Here is a 21,885-nt window from a genome sequence, read left to right on the forward strand (position 1 = left end):
AAGCTCGATTGCGCCGATGGTACTGCACTCGGGAGGGTGTGGGAGAGTAGGTCGCCGCCGGACATCTTCACTGGGAGTGGAGGAGTGCTTGAACCCCTGCGGGGTGTTCGCCTCCTCCACTCCCTTTTTTCATGCCCGAAAAGCGTTCAGCAGAACGAGACCGCTGCACGGAACGAGGCTTTTCCACTGAGCGAGATCGCTCCACTCAACGACACCGCCCTATGGAGCGGGCGGCCGGTCTCGGCTGCGACGTCTCCTCGGGCCCATTCCGTTCACTGCCGGTGCGGCGGGAGTGCTGCCTCCGCCGAGCGGCCAGGATGCCCTGAGTCACTGCTCACACGTTCTCGCTCCCGACGAGACCGCAGGTCCCGAGCCACAACGACTTTCACTCCGTGAGTTCCGTCGGACCCATAGCTTTCGGGGTGCGCTGAAGACCACCCGCCGGCCCGGAGCGAGGGCGTGGACAGTCGAAGTGACCGGACTGGACAGTGCTTGCTCCCGGGTCCTGGAGGTATGGGACTCGAGATCATCCAGTTCGGCATGCTGGTGAAAGCAGTCACGGATCGACTCCTTACTTGAGGGTCAACTGCGGGTGGTCGCTTAGGCTCTTGGAAGAAAACGGCATAGAGCGAGCGAGACGAAGAGACGGACGGTCCAAAGTGGCTGAGGACAGCAACAACAAGGGCGGCCGCGGCCACGAGAGCCGAAGCGGCCGAGGGCGGGACGAGCGTTCCTCGACGCAGTCATCGCGTCGTCCGGTCGACGGAAAGCGATCGAGCTCGGGTGGTTCGTGGCAGCAGGACGGTCCTCGACAGGCCCGTCAAGACCGCGCTCGCTCTGTCGGAGACGCTCCGGGCACCGAGCGGCGCCGTTCGTACCGGCCATCCGATGAGTCATCTCGTCGGGACTCCGAGCCCAGGGGCGACCGCGGATGGTCCGGGTCGGATCGTGCACAGGGCTCGGACGAGCGCCGTGGCTACCGGGGTCCCCGCGACGGTGCGGGCGCGCGCCCGCAGCGCAGCGGCAGCTGGTCCGGGGGAGCGCGTGAGGACGCCCGGGGGCGCCGTGATGACCGCCAGAGCGACCGACGTGATCGTCAGGAACGGCGCCCGCATGAAGAGCGTCGCGACCGAGAGGACCGGTCTCGTCGTGACGACCGTCCTTCGAGGGAGTCTCGCCCGTACCGGGACGGCCGTCCCGCGGCGCAGTCTCGACCGCAGGGCGTGGATCGTCCGCGCCGAGATGATCGTTCGCGGTCTCAGGATCGGCCCTATCGGGACGAGCGTCCGCGACGCGATGAGTCACAGCGCTGGGATGACCGACCCCGTCGTGATGACCGGTCGCGGAACCAGGATGGTCCGCGTCGTGACGATCGCCGAGGTCGAGATGATCGTCCGCGTCGAGAGGACAGGCTACGCACCGACGGGCGTTCCGGCCGTGATGGAGCGCCCCGTGGTGGGGACAGGCCGTGGAACGACAGCGGTGCTCGCCGTGACAACGGACCTCGTCGCGACAACGGACCTCGTCGCGACAACGGATCTCGCGGTGACAACGGACTTCGTCGCGATGATCGGCCCCGTCGTGATGATCGTGCACGTCACGAAGGTGCTGGTGATCAGCGCAGTGGTGGCCGGCCCGGTCAGGACGCCCGAGCCGATCGTCCTCTGGAGCCGCGCATCCCGGATGACATCACCGGTCGGGAGCTCGACAAGGACGTTCGCGCAGAGCTGCGGGGGCTGAGCCAGGAGACCGCCGAGAGGGTGGCACGGCACATGGTCGCCGCTCATCTTCTCGAGGAGTCCGACAGTGAACTCGCCCAGGCACACGCCCGTTTCGCTGCACGGCTCGGTGGGCGAGTGGGCGCGGTGCGCGAGACCTATGGCGTGATCGCCTATCGTGCCGGCGACTTCCGCACCGCATCTCGTGAGCTGCGTACCTCGCTGCGCATCACCGGTCGCAGGGATGTCCTCCCGCTGATCGCGGATTCGGAGCGAGGACTGGGTCGACCCGAACGGGCACTCGACCTCGCCGCTTCCGACGATGCCACCGATCTCAGCGTGGATGCGGCCATCGAGCTGATCATCGTGGTGGCGGGTGCTTATGCGGACACAGGCGACATCGGTACCGCACTGCGCACGCTGGAGATCCCGGCTTTGCGCCACAAGGTCGATGGCCGGTGGCAGGTGCGCCTCTGGGTCGCATACGCGGATCTGCTGGATCGGGCCGGCCGCCAGGAGGAGGCCAAGCGGTGGATCAGCCTGGCTGCCGACGCCGACTCCGAAGGGCTGACTGACGCCGCCGAGCGTCTCGGTCGCCCTGTCGCACTGCCCGCCGAGGAGCCCACCTGGGAGGACGACGAGCAGATCTCCGTGCTGGACGCCTACGATCCTGATGCTGATGCTGATGCTGATGCTGATGCTGATGCTGATGCTGATGCTGAGCGCGAGACTGTTCTCGACGCAGACGCAGACGCAGACAGCGCGACCAAGGAGACCTCTGACGAGGAGACCCCTGCCGCTGAGCGACAGGCCGGCACCTCGGTGCCCGCTCACGAGCCGGAGGAGTCGGAGTGATCCGTCGGCCCGACCCCTCGCTGCTGGATCTTTACGACGCGCTCCTGTTCGATCTCGACGGCACGCTCATGCACGGGTCGCGCGCGATCCCGCACGGCGCGGAGGCGGTCGAGATCGCACGCGGGGCAGGTCGCACCGTCGTGTTCGCGACCAACAATGCCTCCCGCACCCCGCAGCAGGCGGCAGAGCATCTCGCTGTCGTCGGCATCTCCGCGTCGCCGGAGGAGTTCGTGACCTCGCCGCAGGTCGCCTCTCGGCTGCTCGCCGATCGTCTCGGGCCCGGCGCGCAGGTCCTCGTCGTCGGCGGGCCCAGTCTGGCCGCACAGATCCGCGAGGTAGGGCTCAGCCCCGTCGAGAGCGACAGCGAGAACGTCGTCGCCGTCGTCCAGGGCTGGTCCCCGGACCTGGACTGGGCACGACTCGCCGAAGGCGCCTACGCGATCCGGCACGGCGCCTACTGGATGGCGACCAACGTCGATGCGACCCTTCCCACCGAGCGGGGTCTCGCCCCCGGGAACGGGTCGCTGGTGGCCGCGCTCCGCCATGCCACCGGTGTCGAGCCGGCCGTGGCGGGCAAGCCCGAGCCCGGCATGTTCGAGTTGGCGGCCCGTGACCATCGCTCGCGTCGCCCGCTGATCATCGGTGACCGGCTCGACACCGACATCGAGGGTGCAGTGCGTGCGGGGATGGACTCGCTGCTGGTGCTCACCGGAGTCGACGGGACGGAGACCGCGCTCCGGGCGGAGCCGGTCCGTCGGCCGACCTATATCCTCCCTGACCTGGCCGAGCTGGCCGCGCCCTTCCCGCTGCCGGTCACAGAGGGGCACAGGGCACGCTGCGGGGCCGTCAGCGCCCTCTGGAGCGACGGCGACATCACGGTGAACGGCGACGTGGGGGATCCCCGCGTGCTGCGCGCCGTCCTGGCCCTGCTGCACGAGCACAGCGCCGATGCCGCCTGGACCGGGAACCTGCGCGACCAGCACGGCACCGTGCTGCAGCCCGCCGCACGGTGAGCGGCGACCGTCTCGACGTCGCGCTGCTCGCGGCCGGCCTCGCCCGGTCCCGCAGCCACGCCCGCCGCATCATCGAGGAGGGCCGTGCCCGAGTGGATGGCCGCCCTGTGCTCAAGCCCTCCTCGTCGGTCCTCTCCGAGGCATCGCTCGAGGTGATCGATGTTCCCGACGGCGTCGAGTTCGCCTCCCGCGCAGCACACAAGCTCGCTGGTGCGCTCGATGCGCTGGGACTCGACCCCGCGGGCCGGCGCTGTCTCGACGCGGGCGCCTCCACCGGCGGCTTCACCGATGTGCTGCTGCGACGGGGTGCCGCCGAGGTGATCGCTGTCGACATCGGCCACGACCAGCTCGTGGAGCATGTGCGCCTCGATCCGCGGGTCATCGTCCGCGACGGCACCAGCGTGCGAGACCTCACCGCCGACCTGCTCGGCACCAGGGTCGATCTGCTCGTCGCCGATCTGTCGTTCATCTCCCTGCGCACGGTGCTCCCGGCACTGGCCGGCGTGATGGCAGCGGAGGGCGAGCTGCTGCTCATGGTGAAGCCGCAGTTCGAGGTGGGTCGGGCCGCATTGCCCAAGTCCGGCGTGGTCAGCGGGGACGCCGCACGGGTGGGCGCGGTGCGAGGAGTCGCCGAGGCCGCCGCCGAGGTGGGCCTGCTCACGGTGGCGGTCGGTCCCAGTGCACTGCCGGGACAGGACGGGAACCGGGAGTACTTCCTGCATCTGCGACCGCGCGGCGCGACCTCCGCGCTCGACGCCGTGGCCTGTGACATGATCGAGTCGGCCGTGCGCGGGGACGGCCCGCGGCACCGCCGTGACCAGCAGACCACCGAGGAGGACTGACCACGATGCGACGGTTCCTCCTGTACGTGCACACCGGCCGTCGTGCCGCACTGCAGGCGACGCTCACGGTGCTCGAGGAGCTCCGGCTGCGCAACGTGCGCGCAGTCGTCGTGGACGAGCAGGTCGACGAGATCCTCGCTCTGCCCGAGGACACGGCCCCGCCCAAGCTGCTGACCTTCCTCACCAACGGTGCGGTCGACGTGATGGACGCGGTCTCCGCTGCGGATGACGTCGAGCTCGGGATCGTGCTCGGCGGCGACGGCACGATCCTGCGGGCCCTGGAGACGGTGCGCGAGGCGGACGTCCCCGTCCACGGGGTCAACCTCGGGCACGTCGGCTTCCTGGCCGAGAGCGAGGTCGAGGACCTCTCGATCACGGTCGCCCGTCTGCTCGACGGTGATTACGAGGTCGAGGAGCGCTCGACCCTCGAGATCACCGTGCTGGACGCCGAGGACGAACCCGTCGCCGAGCACTGGGCGCTCAACGAGGCCTCGCTCGAGAAGGCCGACCGCCAGAAGATGATCAACGTCGCCATCGAGATCGACGGCCGGCCCGTCTCCTCCTTCGGTGCGGACGGCGTGCTGCTGTCCACCCCCACCGGATCGACCGCCTATGCCTTCAGCGCCGGCGGCCCTGTGATCTGGCCCGAGGTCGATGCGATGATGCTGATCCCGCTCGCCGCCCACGCCCTCTTCTCCCGGCCGCTGGTGCTGGGACGCTCCTCCGAGGCCGCGATCGAGATGACCCTCGACAACCGCGAGGACGGGATCCTCACCCTCGACGGACGGCGCACCGCCGACATCACCGCGGGGATGCGCATCGAGGCGCGCCTGTCGGCGACCTCTGTGCGGCTGGCCCGTCTCGCACCCACTCCCTTCGCGGACCGTCTGGTCGAGAAGTTCCAGCTCCCCGTGGTGGGCTGGCGCGGTCGCGGCCCCCGCACCCGCTGAGCCTCGAGGGATACATGCTGTCCACCCTGCGCATCCGTCATATCGGCGTGATCGACGACGCGACGCTCGACTTCGGGCCTGGATTCACCGCACTGACAGGTGAGACCGGAGCGGGCAAGACGATGATCGTCACCGGGTTGACGATGCTGCTGGGCGGCCGCCTGGACCGCGGACGCACGCGGGGCTCCAGCACCGTCGACGGCACGCTCGCCCTGGCGGGCCACACCGAGCTCGCCTCCGCCCTCGACGAGCTCGGCGCCGACGAGGATGACGGCGAGGTCCTGGTGGTGCGGCGGGTCACCCGCGACGGCCGGTCCCGAGCTCAGATCGGTGGGGTGCCCGTCCCCATCGGGACCCTTGCCCGGCTGGTCGGCACGGCGGTGACCGTGCACGGTCAGTCCGATCAGCAGCGGCTGCGCGATCCCGATGCCCAGCGCGAGGCGCTGGACCGCTTCGCCGTCGCGGAGGTCGGCGGGCTGCTCGAGCATCACCGGGAGATCTGGCGCGAACGCTCAGCCCTCGCCTCCCGGCTCACGGAGCTCGACGCGCTGCTCGCCGAGCGGGACCGCCGCGGCACGGCCCTGCGCGAAGCCCTCGAGCGGCTCGAGCAGGCCGATCCGCAGGAGGGGGAGGACGATGCGCTGCGTGCCGAGATCGAGCGGCTCGGCAACGCCGAGGAGCTGCGCGGTGCCGCCGGACAGGCCGCGCTGGCGCTGGTCGGGGACGATGACGGACCCGCAGCCGCCACCCTGCTGGCGCTGGCCGCGGAATCCCTCGGGCGAGCGTCTCGCACCGATCCCACCCTCGCCCCCCTCGTCGAACGTGTGGATTCGGTGCGTCTGGAACTCTCTGACGTCGCCGCGGAGGTCTCCCGGTACGCCGACGACATCGACGCCTCCCCGGGCCGGATCGAAGAAGCCAACGAGCGCCTGCACGAGCTGACCGTGCTGGTCCGCGACCTGGGTGCCCTGCTCCCGGGCGAGGAGGGCCCGGCCGAGGACATCACCACCCTGCTGGCCACCTCGCGGACCGCAGCGATCGCCCTGGACCGTTTCGAGGGCGCCGAGCAGGAGCGCACCGAGGCCGCGGAGCGACTCGCGGCTCTGGAGGGTGAGCTGGACGTCGCGGCCGCCTCCCTCACCGCGGCCCGCTCGGACGCCGCCTCCGCCCTTTCCGCAGCGGTCCAGGAGGAGCTGCGCCATCTCGAGATGCCCGACGCGGACATCCGCGTGGAGGTCACCGCCCAGGCGCATCGTTCCCACGGCCGGGACGCGGTCGCGATCCTGCTCGCCCCGCACCCCGGTGCGGAGCACCTGCCGGTGGGCCAGGCCGCCTCGGGCGGTGAGCTCTCCCGGGTGATGCTCGCCCTCGAGGTCGCCCTGTCCTCCTCCCGCAGCGACCGCTCCGCAGCCCCCGTGTTCGTCTTCGACGAGATCGACGCCGGCATCGGCGGCCGGGCGGCGCTCGCGGTGGGGCAGAGGCTGGCGCGACTGGCCCGTCACGCCCAGGTCATCGTCGTCACGCATCTTCCGCAGGTCGCCGCCCACGCGGGCACGCACCTCCAGATTGTGAAGTCCTCCCACGACGGTGCCACCAGCTCCACGGTGGAGACCCTCGACCGGCCGGCGCGGATCCGCGAGCTGGCACGGATGCTCGCGGGCGATGACGCCTCCGACGTCGCTCTCGCCCACGCCGAGGAGCTGCTCGACGAGGCACGCACCGCCTCCGCAGGGTCGGCCTCTGCAGGGTCCGCCTCCGGGCGAGGAGACCGGCGATGAGTGCCGACCCCACCCTCACAGGGATCGCTCGGCTCGGGAAGCGCACCAAGGACCTCACCAAGCGCCTGCAGCCGGGCGACATCGCGATCATCGATCACGAGGACATCGACCGGGTCGCGGCCGAGGCCCTCATCGAGCGGGAGCCGGCCGCCGTGCTCAACGTCTCCGCCTCGACCTCGGGCCGCTACCCGAACGCCGGTCCCCGGATCCTGATCGACGCGGGCATCATGCTCGTCGACGACCTCGGCAGCTCCGTCTTCGACGATGTCCGCGACGGGCAGTCGATCACGGTGCGCGGGGGAGAGGTGCTCCTCGAGGACGACGTGGTCGCCCACGGCACTCGGCAGGACGACGCGACCGTCTCCGCCTCCCTGGAGAAGGCACGCGAGGGACTGTCCGAGCAGCTCGAGCTGTTCGCCGAGAACACCATGGAGTACATGCTCCGGGAACGGGACCTGCTGCTGGACGGCATCGGTGCCCCCGACGTGCGCACTCGAATGGACGGGCGCCCGGTGCTCATCGTGGTGCGGGGCTATCACTACAAGGAGGACCTCGCCACCCTCAAGCCCTTCCTGCGGGAGAACCGCCCCGTCATCATCGGCGTCGACGGCGGCGCCGATGCCGTGATCGATGCGGGATTCCACCCCGACATGATCATCGGCGACATGGACTCCGTGTCCGATCGCGCGCTGCGCGGCGCCTCCGAGCTCGTCGTGCACGCCTATCGCGACGGTCGGGCGCCGGGGATGGAGCGGCTCGCCGAGCTGGGTCTCGACGAGGGGGCGATCTCCTTCCCGGCCTCCGGCACGAGCGAGGACATCGCCATGCTGCTGGCCGACGAGAAGGGCGCCTCCGTGATCGTCGCCGTGGGCACCCACGGCACCCTCGAGGAGTTCCTCGACAAAGGGCGCGCCGGGATGAGCTCGACATTCCTCACCCGGCTGCGGATCGGCTCCAAACTGGTCGACGCCAAGGGCGTCTCCCGCCTGTACCGTCAGAGGATCTCCACCTTCCAGCTGGTGCTGCTCGCACTGGCCGGTCTCGCCGCCCTCGCCGTCGCCCTCTGGGCGACCCCCGGAGGGCAGGCGCTGGTCCAGATCTTCGGCGCCCGCCTGGATGGGATCCTGTCCTGGTTCACCATGCTGTTCTCCCCCCGGGTCACCGGGGCGTAGGAGGGTCCTGACCCCGTGATCGACTTCCGCTACCACCTCGTCTCGCTGATCTCCGTGTTCCTGGCGCTCGCCGTGGGCATCGTGCTCGGCGCCGGACCGCTGCGCGAGAGCCTCGGCGACCAGCTCGCCGGACAGGTCGAGCAGCTGCGCACCGAGCAGGAACGGCTGCGGTCGGAGGCGGAGGAGCTCTCCACCAAGAACGATCAGCTGGCCTCGTTCATCGCCGAGCTCGGCCCGGACCTCGTCGAGGGCACCCTGGCCGGGAAGCAGGTCGCGGTGATCTCCGACGACCGCTCGACGCGTCCCGGGATCGATCGCATGCTGGCCCTGCTGAACGACGCCGGGGTCGATGCCCCGCTGCAGATCAGCCTGCAGCCCGCGCTGTGGTCCCCGGACGGTGCCGAGCAGCGCACCGCCGCTCTCGAGGAGGTCCGGGCCGTCGCCCCGGGGGCGCTCTCCGAGGACCCCTCCGGCGAGCTCACCGACTCCGCGCAGCTGTCCGGGCTGGTGCCCACCCTGCTCCACGGTGGTGAGGAGCTGTCCGCAGAGCTGCGCACTCAGCTGTGGCAGGTGCTGATCGACAATCAGTTGGTCTCCGTCGACGGCGAGGCCCCTTCCCACGTCGATGCTGTCATCTACACCGGTGCCGCTCCGGAGGAGCACGCGGTGGACTCCGAGGACGAGACCGTCGCCACCGAACGGGCCCAGGAGCTGCTCGCCTCCCAGACCCACCTGCTCGGAGTGCTGGCGCAGTCCGGGATGCCCGCCGTGGTCTCTGCCGCGACTCCGCACAACGACGCCTCCACCGGGATCCTGCGCACGGTGCGCGGGGATCACGAGTTCGATGCGCTGTCGACCACGGATCGGCTGCAGGAGCCCGACGGACCGCTGCTGTCCGTGCTCGCCCTGATCGAGCAGACCCGCGGCGGCGCGGGCGCGTACGGCACCACGGGTGACGCCGAGGACCGTCTGCCGGACCTGCCCGAGACCCGAGGGGTCGAGCAGGAGGCCGGCGGGCAGGGCGACGGCGGACAGGACGAGGGCGGGCAGGGCGGCGAGGAGCAGGGCGCCCCAGCCCCGGATGGAGCCGGCACCCCGGCCCCGGCATCCGATGGCGGGGGAGCGGGATGAGCGCCTCCCCCCTGAACGAGCTGCGACGCACCAACTTCGCCGGCCGCGAGGTGAGCCTCGCCGAGGGTGCGCTGGTCGTCGTCGGCGTCACCGCGCTGGCAGGTGGAGGACCGCGGCGCACGGACGCCGTCGTCCTGGCGGGGATCGGAACGCTGGGCCTGGTCGATGACCTGCTGGAGCCGCGCCTTCGCCGCGCGGGTCGTCCCGTCTCCAAGGGGCTGCGCGGACACCTCGGCGCACTGCGCTCCGGCAGCCTCACCACAGGTGCGGCGAAGGCGCTCGGCATCCCCCTGCTGGCACTGGTCGGCGCCCTCACGGCTCCCGCCCCTCGTGGCGGGGCGATGACCGTGGCCGATGCGGCGCTCGTCGCCGGCTGTGCGAACCTCGCCAACCTCTTGGACCTGCGTCCCGGACGCGCCCTCAAAGCGGCCCTGCCCGCAGCCGTAATGCTCGCCCTCGCCCCCGACGAGCAGGCTCGGGACCGCAGCGGTCGCCGGCTCGCCCTCGCCGCAGCCGTACCCGGCCTGCTCGCCCTGCCCGCCGACCTCCGGGAGCGCGGCATGCTCGGCGACGCGGGCGCCAATGTGCTCGGCGCCGCCGTCGGCGGTGCCGCGGCCCGGCGGCTCTCCGTCCCCGCCCGGCTGTCTCTGCTGGGGGTCGTCGTCGCGCTCACCCTGGCCAGCGAACGGGTGAGCTTCAGCGCCGTCATCGAGCGCACCGCTGCGCTGCGAGCGCTGGACGGGCTGGGACGCCTGCCGTTCCCCGCCCCCGCCCCGGGGGAGGACCGATGACACCGACCGCCTCCGGACCGACACCGTCCGCGAACCGGCGCAGCGGCATCGCCCGCTCCGTCCTGCGGGGAGCCGGTGTGATCCTGGTGGTCACGGTCTTCGCCCGCATCGCCGGGTTCGTGCGCTACCTGGTCTTCGGCGCGAGTGTGGGAGCCGGCGACGTCGGCACCGCGTACACGACCGCGAACATGCTGCCCAACGTGCTGTTCGAGGTCGCCGCCGGGGGAGTCCTCGCCGCTGTCGTGGTGCCGCTGATCGCGGGGCTCGTCCCCGAGGGTGATCCCACCGACCATGTCGCCGCGGAGGAGGCCGGTGCCCCGCGGACCGTCCAGCGCCTGCATGACCAGGAGCCGGCACGCCCGGCCCACGACGGGTCCGCGCTCGCCGACCGCATCATCTCCACACTGCTGACCTGGACCCTGCTGGGCACCGGGGTGCTGACACTCGCAGTCATGCTGCTCGCTGCACCTCTCGCCCAGCTCCTCCTCTCCGCAGGATCCCCCGGAGCATCCGGCGTGCCCCTGGGGACCACCCTGCTGCGGATCTTCGCGCTCCAGCTCCCGCTGTACGGGATCTCCGTGGTGCTCGCCGCGTATCTCCAGGCCCGCAAGCGCTTCCTGTGGCCGGCGATGATGCCGCTGCTCTCCTCGGTGGCGGTGATGATCTCCTACCGGGTCTACGCGCAGCTGGTGCCGCCCGTCGCGACTGCGGCCACCATCGACGAATCCGCCGTGCGCTGGCTCGGCTGGGGAACCACGGCCGGGGTCGCCGTCATGGCACTGCCCGTGGTCATCGTGGCGCTGCGCGCAGGCCTGCGACTGCGGCCCTCCCTGCGCATGCCGGAGGGCTACGGCCGTCGCGCCCTCGCCCTCGGCGGGGCGGGCCTCGGCGCGGTCGGCGCCCAGCAGCTGGTGCTGGCGCTGGTGCTGCTGCTCGCGATGCGGGCCGGCGGTGTGGGCACGCTCCCCGTCTTCCAGTACGCCCAGGCCCTCTACCTCCTGCCCTATGCCGTGCTGGTGGTGCCGCTGGTCACCTCGGTCTTCCCCCACCTGTCCGAGCTGCGGCTGGTCGGCGACCGCGCCGGCTTCGCGAAGATCTCCGCCGCCTCGGTGCGGATGGTGATGGTGGTCGCCGTGCTCGGCGCCTCGATGCTGCTGGCCGCAGGCCCCGCGCTCGAGCAGTTCTTCCGGCTGATCGACCGCGCCGGGGCCAACGGTGTCGGCTCCACCACCGCCGCCCTCTCCCTGGGGCTCGTCGGCTTCGCGGTCGCGACGCAGTGCACGCGGATCCTCTCAGCCGCGCTGCGCGCCCGAGATGCATTGCTCGTGGGATCGGTGGGGTGGCTCATCGCCGCAGTGGTCCTGCTCATTCTCGTGCTGCCCAGCCCGGAGCGCTCCGCCGCGGAGGCCGCCACCGTCTTCGGGCTGGCGACAGCGATCGGGATGGCGGTGTCCGGGCTGGTGGGGCTGGCGCGAATCTCCGACATCCTCGAGCACGGAGGCCACCTCCTCCAGGTGCGCCGCACCGCGATCGCCGTCCCGATGGCGCTGCTGGGAGGCGGCATCCCCGGTCTGCTGCTCGGCAGGCAGCTGGTCACCGCCGACGCTGGCGAGGTGCAGACGGTGCTGATCGGGATCCTGTGCGGGCTGGTCGCCGTGGTGCTCTCGACGGCACTGATGGCGGTCGCGGATCGTGAGATCGCACGGCGGATCCTCCAGCACCTCCGGGCCGGTCGGCGGAGTGCGGCGGCGGAGCCCGCACCGTGAGGCGGAGGCGATGAAGGTCCTGCTGGTGCGGCCGGCCGCCTCCGGTGGGCTCGCCGCCCACGTCGATCACGAGCTGGCACTGCTCACCGCCGCCGGGTGGGACGTCGCCGAGGCGCCCGTGCGGATCGCCGAGAGGCCCCACCCGCGCGAGGATCTGCGCACCCTGCGCATGCTCCGTTCGCTGCTCCGTGAGGCGGACACCAGGACCACCCTCCACGCTCACGGGCTGCGCGCCGGAGCGCTCGCCGCGCTGGCGCGCGGGCGGCGCCGAGCCGGACCTCGCAGCGGGCCCGGACCACATCGCGTCGTGGTCACCCTCCACAATCGCACCGTCGGCTCTCGGGCGACGCGTCTGATCGGTGCCGCACTGCTGCGGATCCTCGCCCGTCGTGCGGACACTGTGCTCGCCGTCTCCCCGGACCTCCTGCAGGCGGCGCGGCAGGCCGGGGCTCGCGATGTGCGTCATGCCGTCATCCCCGCCCCCGGTGCGGCGGAGTGTGGGAGAGCCGCAGGGTCGACGGCGCCGCCGAAGGACCCCGCGCCCGCCCCGCGGCCCCAGGTGGCCCCCGGCGCAGCACCCGTGGCCCCCGGCGCGGCACCCGCGGTCCCGGGCGCGGCACCCGTGGCCCCCGGTGCGACGGACGGTTCCGCATCGGGCGGCCCTCTCGAGATCCTGGTCGTCGCGCGACTCGCACCGCAGAAGGGTCTGCACGATCTGCTGGACGCCTCCGCCCTGCTGCGCGAGCAGATCCAGCAGGGACTCGTCGCGCCGGTGCGGATTCGCATCGCCGGGGACGGACCGCTGCACGCGGAGCTCGACGCCCGCATCCGTGCCGAGCGTCTTCCGGTGGAGCTGCTGGGGCGTCGCAGCGACGTCCCCGCCCTGCTCGCGGCCACGGATCTGGTGGTCTCCGCAGCGCGCTGGGAGGGTCAGCCGGTGTCCCTGCAGGAGGCTCTGCAGGCCGGGGCGCCGATCGTCGCCACCGATGCGGGAGGAACACGCTGGGTCACCGGCGCGGCCGCGGCCCTGGTGCCTGTCGGGGACTCCTCGGCGCTCGCCGCGGCGATCACCGCGATGCACTCACCCGAGGCCCGCCGCGCCGCCCGCGCCGCCTCCCGCCGCCGGGCCGCCGAGCTGCCGACGGCCGAGGACCTGCTCGCTCAGCTCGGCGTGGTGCTCGCTCCCGGGCCCCGCGACTGGTAAGTTGAGAGTCCGTGGCAGATACCAGCGCGAGCACCCCCCAGTCAGGCACCGGCCCCCTTCCCAGGATCGGGGCGGCCCCCACGGCCAAGCCCTTCCGGAATGTGGGCACCACCAAGCACATCTTCGTCACCGGCGGTGTCGTCTCGAGCCTCGGGAAGGGCCTGACGGCCTCTTCGCTCGGGATGCTGCTGCGCAGCCGAGGTCTGCGGGTGACGATGCAGAAGCTCGATCCGTACCTCAATGTGGATCCGGGCACCATGAATCCCTTCCAGCACGGTGAGGTGTTCGTCACCGAGGACGGCGCCGAGACCGACCTCGACATCGGCCACTACGAGCGGTTCCTCGACGAGGATCTCTCCGCCGCGGCGAACGTGACCACCGGGCAGGTGTACTCCACGGTGATCGCCAAGGAGCGACGCGGCGAGTATCTCGGGGACACCGTGCAGGTCATCCCTCACATCACGGATGCGATCAAGCAGTCGATGCGCTCCCAGGCCCTGGACGGCGTGGACGTGATCATCACCGAGATCGGCGGCACCGTCGGCGACATCGAGTCCCAGCCCTTCCTCGAGGCCGCTCGACAGGTGCGCCAGGATCTCGGTCGCGAGAACGTGTTCTTCGTGCACGTCTCGCTGGTGCCTTTCATCGGGCCCTCGCAGGAGCTGAAGACCAAGCCCACCCAGCATTCCGTGGCCGCGCTGCGCTCCATCGGGATCCAGCCCGACGCGATCGTCCTGCGCGCGGACCGCGAGCTGCCCGCATCCGTGAAGTCGAAGATCTCCTCGATGTGCGATGTCGACCTCGACGCCGTCGTCACCTGCGCGGACGCCCCGTCGATCTACGAGATCCCGCTGGTGCTCCACGGCGAGGGACTGGACGCGTACGCCATCCGGCGCCTGAATCTGCTCAGCCATGACGTGGACTGGTCGCAGTGGGAGGACCTGCTGGGCCGGGTGCGCGAGCCCGCCTACGAGGTCACCGTCGCCCTGGTGGGCAAGTACGTGGACCTGCCCGACGCCTATCTCTCGGTCACCGAGGCGCTCCGCGCCGGGGGCTTCCACCATCGGGCGAAGGTGGTGCTGCGCTGGGTCGAGTCCGATCTGTGCGAGAGCGTGGAAGGGGCCGCCGAGCAGCTGCGGGACGTGGACGCGATCGTGGTGCCCGGCGGATTCGGGATCCGCGGCGTCGACGGGAAGGTCGGTGCCCTCCAGCACGGGCGCACCCACGGCATCCCGACGCTCGGGCTGTGCCTGGGCATGCAGTCGATGGTGATCGAGTTCGCCCGCCACGAGCTGGGTCTCGCCGGCGCCCATTCCACCGAATTCGCCCCGGACACCGAGCACCCCGTGGTCGCCACGATGGCCGAGCAGGAGGACATCCTCTCCGGCAGCGGCGACCTCGGCGGCACCATGCGCCTCGGCTCGTACGCGCACACCCTCGTCGAGGGATCGCTCGCCGCACGCACCTATGGCAGCACCGAGGTGGCCGAACGTCATCGCCACCGGTACGAGGTCTCCAACACCTACCGAGACCGGCTCGAGCAGGCAGGACTGCGGATCTCCGGCACCTCCACCCTCGAGGACGGCCGCTCGCTGGTGGAGTTCGTCGAGCTGGATCCCTCAGTGCACCCCTACTACCTCGGCACCCAGGCTCATCCCGAGCTGAAGTCGCGCCCCACCCGTGCGCATCCGCTGTTCGCCGGACTGATCGGTGCCGCCGTCGATCTGCAGAAGGCGACGCGGCTGCTCGAGGTCGACCCCGACCAGGCCGGCGCCGGGGACCTGCACGACACCCCCTCCGTACAGGAGTGAGCTGATGACCGCCCCCGCCCCCGTCCCGGACCCGCAGCACGCCGCAGCGACCGCCGGAGCGCCCACCCTGGCGGATGAGCCCGGCCGACGGCACGTCGCCGCGCAGCGCACCCTCCACCACGGCATGGTCTTCGACCTCGTCCGGGACACCGTCGACTTCGCCGAGGGCGTGCGCTTCGACCGCGAGTACGTGCGCCACACCGGCGCGGTCGCGGTGCTCGCCGTCGACGATCAGGACCGGGTGCTCATGATCAGGCAGTACCGCCATCCCGTCGGCCACCAGCTGTGGGAGATCCCCGCGGGGCTGCTCGATCTCGAGGGAGAAGCCCCTCACCTCGCGGCCGCTCGCGAGCTCGCCGAGGAGACCGGCTTCGTCCCCGAGCATCTGCGCACCCTCGTCGACCTGCGACCCAGCCCCGGTGGTAACGACGAGGTCATCCGCGTCTACCTCGCCGAGGGCGTTCGACAGAGCTCTGAGGAGTTCGAGCGCACGGACGAGGAGGCCGAGCTGCTCCAGCGCTGGGTGCCCCTGAGCGAGGCGGTCGCCGCCGTGCTCGAGGGGCGACTCACCAACGGCACCACCGTCGCCGCGCTGCTGACGCTGCAGGCACTGCGGGGTGCGGAGCACGGTGACGGACGGAGCGAGGGACGGGGCACGGAGCAGCTGCGCCCCGCCGACGCACCCTTCATGCCACGGCCCGGAAGGGACTGAGCACCCAGGGCACGGGCGGCGGCGCTCCACCTGGCGGTGACCCCGACCTCGGCCCGCGCGCAGGATTGCTGGATTCTGAACCACTCTTGGACGGCAAGTGGTGCAGAATCCAGCAATCCTGCGCCTGGTGGTCCCGCGCCGAGCAGTCCTGCGCCTGGCGGGCCGCGGCGCCGCGCTGGGTGCGCGGCCCCGGTGACTATCAGTCCTGCTCGGTGAGCGCCCGATGGATCACCGGTGCCGCCTGCTCGACCTGCCAGGGCCGGGCGCCGAGGTCGAGCAGCTGGCCGGCGACCTCGCCCTCCGAGGGCACCTCCTCGTGCTCCCACACCCACTGCCGCAGCACGGCGGGCTGCAGCAGGTTCTCCGGGGGCATCTCGAGGTCCTCTGCCCGCTGTCCGGTCGCCGTGCGCACCGTCTGGTAGCGCTCGGCGACCTCCGGGTGCTTCTTGGACCAGAGCTTGTGCGGCGGAGGGTAGGAGCGCTCGGTGCGCTCCGGAAGGTGGGCGGGTGGCAGCTCGATCCCGGTCCGGGCCGCCTGCCACCAGATGTCCTTGCGGCGCAGTTTCGCGGGCAGCGCCCTGTCGAAGGCCTCCCGGCCGCGCGGTGCCTCCTTCGCGGCGGCCACGAGGTCTCGATCCTTGATCACGCGGTGCGGGGAGAGGTCCTCTGCGCCGGCGATCTCGTCGCGTCGGGTCCACATCTCCCGGGCCACCGCGAGCTGCCGGACCGAGCGCAGCGCCCCGATCCCGTGCAGTCCCCGCCAGCTCGAGGAACGGGTGGGGCCGTGCTCGCGGAGACGCTCGTGATCGAACTCCTGGCGGGCCCAGTCGTCCTTGCCCGCCTCGCGGAGACGTTCCTGCAGGACGTCACGGACCTCGACGAGCACCTCGACGTCGAGCGCCGCATAGGTCAGCCACCCCTCCGGGAGCGGCCGCCTGGACCAGTCGGCGGCGGAGTGTTCCTTCGCCAGGCGCAGGCCCAGAGTGTCCTCGACGACGGCGCCGAGCCCCACCCGCTCCATGCCCAGCAGTCGGGCGGCGAGCTCGGTGTCGAACAGCGACGAGGGCCGGAGCCCCAGCTCGGCGAGGCTCGGCAGGTCCTGACCTGCGGCGTGCAGCACCCATTCCCTCGCGGCGAGCAGGGAGGTCAGCGTCCCCGGCATGGTGAAGGCCAGCGGATCGATGAGCGCTGTGCCGGCGGCCTCCGTGCGCAGCTGCACCAGGTACGCGCGGGAGCTGTAGCGGTAGCTCGAGGCGCGCTCGGCGTCCACGGCGACTGGTTCGTCCGGGACCGCGGCGGCGGCCTCGCACCACTGCAGCAGCGGCTGGATGCGGTCGATGACCGGCGCCAGCCCGTCGCGCGGGGATCGCAGATCGGTGACGGCGGGAGAATCTGTCACCGGGCGTCACCGGCTTCCTCGGGGCGCGGGGCCCTCGCATGGTGGGTGGGGGCGATCGGGGCGATCCGCGGTGGGGCCGGCGGCAGCCCGCCGGCGGCGGCGAGCATCGCCGTCCACGCCGCGAAGTGCGGAGCCAGATCGATCTCGATCTCGTCGGCCGTCTCGCGATCCAGAGGCGGCGGAGCGGTCGTCGAGCCCGCGTGCTGGCCGGACTGCTGCCCGGGCGTCCCGGGACGCTCAGGCGAGTCGGAGGGCACGGACGGCTCGGGGGTCCAGGACACCCGCATCTCGACGTCCACGGTCGAGGGCCGGGACGCGAGGGCGCCGTAGGACTGGGAGACGACGCGGGTGGCGGTGCAGCCCAGTTCCCGTGCATCTGCGCCGTGCAGCTCGAGGGATTCGGTCACCCAGGACCAGGCCACGTCCCCGAGCATCGACTCGACGGCGAACTCGGGCTCGAGCTGCGCCTGCACCAGCGCGACCATTCGATAGGTGCCGTCCCAGGACTCCTGGCCCTCGGGATCGTGCAGGATCACCAGCCGCCCGGAGGCCAGCTCGTCATCGTGGACCAGGATCTCCCCGGTGCAGGCCCAGGTCGAGGGGGCCATCCGGGAGGGCGCGGGAATCGTGCGCCACTCGAACTCCGCACGCTGCGGAGCAGTGGTCATGGCATCGATGACGGCGCGGAAGGCGTCGTCTCCGGAGCGGAGCGAATGGACGGGCACGCAGGGAGGCTATCGCCGTGCGGTGCGTGAGCCCGGCAGGCGCGCCGGGCCCGTGCGGGTCCCGTCGCGTGCGGGGAGCGGGCGCTCTCGGGTCAGGCGGAGGCGTCGTCGCTGTGGACCAGGCTGATCGAGTTGATGCAGTAGCGCTGATCAGTGGGGGTCGGGAAGCCCTCGCCCTCGAAGACGTGGCCGAGGTGGGAGCCGCAGGCGGCGCAGCGCACCTCTATGCGACGCATGCCCAGCGAGGTGTCCTCGAGCAGTTCGACCGCCTCGGACTCGCTCGGCGCGTAGAACGCGGGCCAGCCGCAATGGGCATCGAACTGGGTCGAGGCGGTGAACAGCTCGGCACCGCAGCCCTTGCAGGCGTAGGTGCCGGCGGGTCGCACCTCCTCGTACTCACCGGTGCCAGGACGCTCGGTGCCACCCTGGCGGAGCACCTGGTACTCGGCGGGGGAGAGGCGCTCGCGCCACTCCAGATCGCTCACGGTCAGGGGGTAGGGACGAGAGCCGATGGGGTCTGTGGACATCTGGGAGCCTCCGCTCTGCAGCGCCGCAGCGCTGCTCGTGCGAGCCGGCGAGCCGCTCGGCCGGGACGGTGAACGAGGTGTTCACAGCTGCCATGCTAGCCCGCCGATAGGATGCGCGGTATGACGCACGACCACTCACGCACCCGTCCGGGCCGCGGTGCCACGGGCCTCTCGAACCTGCGCAGACATCTTCCTGACCAGGCCCGATGGCCCGAGGTGGTGATGTACGGCGTGGGCGGTGCGGCCTCGATGTTCGCACTCAGCGCAGGCCTGCTCACCGTCGGCGCCCGAGTGATGGCGCGCCTGCCGCTGGTGCCCCGGGAGAGCCTGCGCGGTCGCCCTGATGTCACGGTGCGAGCCGTGCACTCCGACCGGGTGCACCTGGACGACTCGCCGACCACCGCCCGCGACGGACTGCTCGCCATGCGCCAGGGCGGCGGCACGGTCCACGTGCGTCTGGGTCCGGTCGACGGACGACCGACGCCGACGACGATCTCCCGCCCCCTGCTGGCCGTGGACACCGAGGAGCAGCTGCAGGTCGACCGTGCCCGCAGCAACGGCTTCTTCTGGTCCGGCACGCCTGAGACGGCCCACGGGCTCCCCACCGAGGAGGTCGTGGTCGAGTCCCCGGTGGGTCATATGCCGGCCTGGCTGGTGCGACCGGACCCGGACCATGGCGCCGCGGCAGGCTCCTCGGACACCTGGGCGATCCTCATCCACGGCCACGGATCGGCCCGCGGCGAGGCCTTGAGAGTGATACCGCTGCTGCATCGACTGGGCCTCACCAGCCTCGCGATCACGTACCGCAACGACGTCGGGGCACCGGCCTCTGCGGACCGCATGCACCACCTCGGCTCCGCCGAATGGGAGGACACCGAAGCGGCGATCGACTTCGCGCTCGCGCACGGAGCGCGACGGATCGTCCTGGTGGGCTGGTCCATGGGCGGCGGCATCGCCCTGCGCACCTCCCTCCGCTCCGCCCACCGCGACCGCATCGTCGCGCTGATCCTCGATTCCCCGGCCGTGGACTGGCAGGACATCCTCATCTACCACGCGACCGCGCTGCGGGCACCGGCGAGGATGCGGGAGCTCGCCCTGTGGATGATGACCTCACGGATGGGGGCACGGATGGTGCAGCTGCGCGAACCGCTGGCCCTGCACGAGATGACACCGGCCTACTACGCCGAGCACCTCACCCACCCGACACTGCTGTTCCACGCCATGGACGACAGGACCGTCCCGCCCCAGCCCAGCCGGGAGCTGGCGGCGCTGCGTCCCGACATCATCGAGTTCGTCCCCGTCGAGGGGGCCTCCCACACCCGTGAGTGGAACCGCGACCCCGGACGCTACGAGCGCCGGCTCGCGGACTACCTGGTGCGAGTGCTGGAGCTGCAGGACGAGGTCGGCCGGATCGAGGTGCCGGTGCGCGATCCTGCCATCCCCGCACTCGAGGGGTCGATCGGTCTGCGCCTCTGAGCGGAGGTCGCCGTCACGCCCGCCGGTACCGGGAGATCGTCGCCCCGGCTCCCACGAGGAGCGAGCTGAGCTCCCAGCCCTGCTCATGCGCTGATCCGTCCAGCACGCGCGGGGACGGTCCGCCGACGGTGCGGTGGGTGGTGGAGAAGCACAGCTCGTCGAGCAGCCCGGCCGCGGCCAACCGCCCGAGGGACCCTGGTCCGCCCTCGGCCTGCACGGCGCGCATCCCGCGCGCGGCCAGGCCCCGCAGCGCCTCGTCGGGCGAGTCCGCGATGATCACCTGCTCGGAGGGGATCCCCGCTCTGCGTCCGGCCCGCTCCGCGCCCTCGGAACCGGTGAGCAGATACGTGGGCTGGTCCGCATCGGTCGAGGCCGGCAGGTCGCCGCTGCGGGACCACACGGCCAGCGCCGGACGCTCTGCGCCACCCGGCCGACGGGACGGCACCAGCAGGTCCCCGCGGCCCTGAGGCCGGCGATAGTCCTCGACCCGCACGGTCTCCGCCCCGACCAGCACGACATCGGTGAGCGCCCGGAGCACCCCGAAGACGAAGGAGTCCTCAGGATTGCGCAGCGTGCCGCTGGTGCCGTCGGCTCCGACGATCGCTCCATCGATCGTCGTGTTCATCATCGCGCGCACGTGCGCGGTGCCCGCCGGCAGCGCCGGCACCGCGTAGAGCTCGGCGAGCAGGCGCGCCCCCTCGCCGTCGGCGTGGACGGGCACGGGGACGGGCAGCAGCTCGCCCTCACGCATCAGCAGGTGCACGGCGGTCTCCGGAAGGGTGAGAGGGAAGTGTGTGGCATCGATCATCGCCCACCGGCACGACCCGACGCGACATCGAAGGGCCGACGAGGCGGGGCTGCGAGGGAGGACAGCGAGGGAGGGAAGGCAGGGCATGGTCGACGGGGGAGGGACGAGACGGCGCCGGGGGCGAGGCGGAGGCCGCGGGTGGCCGACCGCGGGGTGCGGTGCGGCGGCCCTAGACTGATGCCCGTGACCGAAGCACTCAGCGACCGCCGGCCCGAACCCTCACTGGAGCGACTGCTCGCGGACCTGGTGCCACCGCCGCGCTTCGCGCAGGCCCGGCTGGACAACTACGTCCCGGATCCGGCGCATCCCTCCCAGGAGGAGGCGAAGGACCGGGTGACGGCCTTCGCCGACCAGCTCGCCGGTCGGTCCGGGACCTCGCGCGGCGGCCTGCTCTCGAAGCTGAGACGACGAAAGGCGGAGCCTGCCCGGGGGATCTATCTCGACGGCGGCTTCGGCGTGGGCAAGACACATCTGCTGACCTCCCTCTTCCATGCGATCGACGGTCACCGCGTGTACGGCACCTTCGTCGAGTACACCGACCTGGTGGGGGCGCTGGGCTTCCAGAAGGCGGTGGATCTGCTGGGCGAGTCCACGCTGGTGTGCATCGATGAGTTCGAGCTCGACGACCCTGGCGACACGCTGCTGATGACTCGCCTGATCCGGGAGCTCTCCGATCGAGGGGTGGCGATCGTGGCGACCTCGAACACGCTGCCCGATGCGCTCGGTGAGGGGCGCTTCGCCGCGCAGGACTTCCTGCGCGAGATCCAGGCGATGGCCGAACGGTTCCAGGTGCTGCGGATCGATGGCGAGGACTACCGGCGACGTGATGGCGTCACCGAGATCGCCACCCTGCCCGAGCCGCAGGTCAGGCAGAGCGGGGAGTCGATGACGAACGCCACGCTAGACGACTTCGACACGCTGCTCGCGCATCTCACCAAGGTCCACCCCTCCCGCTACGGCACCATGATCGACGAGGTCGCCGCGGCCCATGTCACCGGGATGCACGGGCTCGCCCATCACCATGACGCCCTGCGCTTCGTGGTGCTGGTGGATCGGCTCTACGATCGCGAGGTGCCGATGCTGGTGGCACAGGCACAGGCACAGGCACTGGACGGCGACGACGATCGGAGCGGGACCTCCGTGCTCGAGGACCTGTTCTCCGCCGAGCTGCTGCGCAGCGGGTACCGCAAGAAGTACCTCCGCGCCC

Annotated in this window: 19 protein-coding genes; 15 read left to right on the top strand and 4 right to left on the bottom strand. The window is 71.6% G+C overall.

All coding sequences use genetic code 11. The annotated features are described in order from the left end of the window. Window positions 1-1,065 precede the first annotated feature (1,065 nt). Genes VF289_RS05275 through VF289_RS05335 form a run of 13 tightly spaced genes read left to right on the top strand, consistent with a single transcriptional unit; the run spans window position 1,066 to window position 15,743 of the window. Complete coding sequence (locus VF289_RS05275; protein ID WP_330881821.1) at window positions 1,066-1,740, top strand: hypothetical protein; 675 nt, start codon at window positions 1,066-1,068, stop codon at window positions 1,738-1,740. 20 nt (window positions 1,741-1,760) lie between these two features. After that, window positions 1,761-2,573 carry a hypothetical protein gene (locus VF289_RS05280; RefSeq protein ID WP_330881822.1) on the top strand — a complete coding sequence of 271 codons (813 nt, stop codon included), beginning with the start codon at window positions 1,761-1,763 and terminating at the stop codon, window positions 2,571-2,573. Further along, window positions 2,570-3,586, top strand: coding sequence for an HAD-IIA family hydrolase (locus VF289_RS05285; RefSeq protein WP_330881823.1), 1,017 nt, complete (start codon window positions 2,570-2,572; stop codon window positions 3,584-3,586). The genes VF289_RS05280 and VF289_RS05285 overlap by 4 nt, the downstream gene beginning before the upstream one ends. Further along, complete coding sequence (locus VF289_RS05290) at window positions 3,583-4,428, top strand: TlyA family RNA methyltransferase (protein ID WP_330881825.1); 846 nt, start codon at window positions 3,583-3,585, stop codon at window positions 4,426-4,428. The genes VF289_RS05285 and VF289_RS05290 overlap by 4 nt, the downstream gene beginning before the upstream one ends. Before the next feature lie 5 nt (window positions 4,429-4,433). Next, a complete protein-coding gene (locus tag VF289_RS05295) occupies window positions 4,434-5,378 on the top strand; it encodes an NAD kinase (RefSeq protein WP_330881827.1) in 945 nt (314 codons plus the stop codon). A gap of 14 nt (window positions 5,379-5,392) precedes the next feature. Then, window positions 5,393-7,156 carry a DNA repair protein RecN gene (gene recN, locus VF289_RS05300; RefSeq protein WP_330881829.1) on the top strand — a complete coding sequence of 588 codons (1,764 nt, stop codon included), beginning with the start codon at window positions 5,393-5,395 and terminating at the stop codon, window positions 7,154-7,156. After that, the gene (gene steA, locus VF289_RS05305; RefSeq protein ID WP_330881831.1) at window positions 7,153-8,328 is read left to right on the top strand and encodes a putative cytokinetic ring protein SteA; all 1,176 of its coding nucleotides are present in this window, start codon (window positions 7,153-7,155) and stop codon (window positions 8,326-8,328) included. The genes recN and steA overlap by 4 nt, the downstream gene beginning before the upstream one ends. Before the next feature lie 15 nt (window positions 8,329-8,343). After that, window positions 8,344-9,459, top strand: a complete 1,116-nt coding sequence (locus VF289_RS05310) for a copper transporter (protein ID WP_330881833.1) — start codon at window positions 8,344-8,346, stop codon at window positions 9,457-9,459. After that, window positions 9,456-10,250, top strand: coding sequence for a hypothetical protein (locus tag VF289_RS05315; RefSeq protein WP_330881835.1), 795 nt, complete (start codon window positions 9,456-9,458; stop codon window positions 10,248-10,250). Before VF289_RS05310 ends, VF289_RS05315 begins: the two co-directional genes overlap by 4 nt. Continuing rightward, the gene (gene murJ, locus VF289_RS05320; protein WP_330881837.1) at window positions 10,247-12,016 is read left to right on the top strand and encodes a murein biosynthesis integral membrane protein MurJ; all 1,770 of its coding nucleotides are present in this window, start codon (window positions 10,247-10,249) and stop codon (window positions 12,014-12,016) included. Before VF289_RS05315 ends, murJ begins: the two co-directional genes overlap by 4 nt. A 10-nt stretch (window positions 12,017-12,026) precedes the next feature. After that, entirely contained in the window at window positions 12,027-13,220 is a 1,194-nt protein-coding gene (locus tag VF289_RS05325; protein ID WP_330881839.1) for a glycosyltransferase, read from the top strand. A gap of 11 nt (window positions 13,221-13,231) precedes the next feature. Then, the gene (locus tag VF289_RS05330; RefSeq protein WP_414644440.1) at window positions 13,232-15,031 is read left to right on the top strand and encodes a CTP synthase; all 1,800 of its coding nucleotides are present in this window, start codon (window positions 13,232-13,234) and stop codon (window positions 15,029-15,031) included. A gap of 4 nt (window positions 15,032-15,035) precedes the next feature. Beyond that, window positions 15,036-15,743 (top strand): NUDIX hydrolase, encoded by a 708-nt coding sequence (locus VF289_RS05335; protein ID WP_330881841.1) that lies wholly within the window; start codon window positions 15,036-15,038, stop codon window positions 15,741-15,743. 199 nt (window positions 15,744-15,942) lie between these two features. Here the strand turns inward: VF289_RS05335 and VF289_RS05340 are convergent, their stop codons facing one another. The 3 genes from VF289_RS05340 to msrB form a co-directional block, all read right to left on the bottom strand. Beyond that, window positions 15,943-17,142 carry an HRDC domain-containing protein gene (locus VF289_RS05340; protein ID WP_330881843.1) on the bottom strand — a complete coding sequence of 400 codons (1,200 nt, stop codon included), beginning with the start codon at window positions 17,140-17,142 and terminating at the stop codon, window positions 15,943-15,945. Then, window positions 17,139-17,867: a DUF3000 domain-containing protein gene (locus tag VF289_RS05345; RefSeq protein ID WP_330881845.1), complete on the bottom strand. Its 729-nt coding sequence runs from the start codon at window positions 17,865-17,867 to the stop codon at window positions 17,139-17,141. Before VF289_RS05345 ends, VF289_RS05340 begins: the two co-directional genes overlap by 4 nt. 92 nt (window positions 17,868-17,959) lie before the next feature. Further along, window positions 17,960-18,394 carry a peptide-methionine (R)-S-oxide reductase MsrB gene (gene msrB, locus VF289_RS05350; protein ID WP_330881847.1) on the bottom strand — a complete coding sequence of 145 codons (435 nt, stop codon included), beginning with the start codon at window positions 18,392-18,394 and terminating at the stop codon, window positions 17,960-17,962. Window positions 18,395-18,514: 120 nt separating this feature from the next. Between msrB and VF289_RS05355 the strand changes: the two genes are divergently transcribed. Beyond that, on the top strand, window positions 18,515-19,870 hold the full coding sequence (locus tag VF289_RS05355) for an alpha/beta hydrolase family protein (RefSeq protein ID WP_330881849.1): 1,356 nt from the start codon (window positions 18,515-18,517) through the stop codon (window positions 19,868-19,870). Between the two features lie 13 nt (window positions 19,871-19,883). Here the strand turns inward: VF289_RS05355 and VF289_RS05360 are convergent, their stop codons facing one another. Continuing rightward, window positions 19,884-20,678, bottom strand: coding sequence for a dihydrofolate reductase family protein (locus VF289_RS05360; RefSeq protein WP_330881851.1), 795 nt, complete (start codon window positions 20,676-20,678; stop codon window positions 19,884-19,886). Between the two features lie 183 nt (window positions 20,679-20,861). Here VF289_RS05360 and zapE point away from each other — a divergent pair. Then, window positions 20,862-21,885, top strand: a 1,024-nt coding sequence (gene zapE / locus VF289_RS05365; RefSeq protein WP_330881853.1) for a cell division protein ZapE, incomplete at its 3' end; no start/stop codon positions are given.

Source organism: Brachybacterium sp., from assembly GCF_036379615.1.
In the GTDB taxonomy this organism is placed as follows: Bacteria; Actinomycetota; Actinomycetes; order Actinomycetales; family Dermabacteraceae; genus Brachybacterium.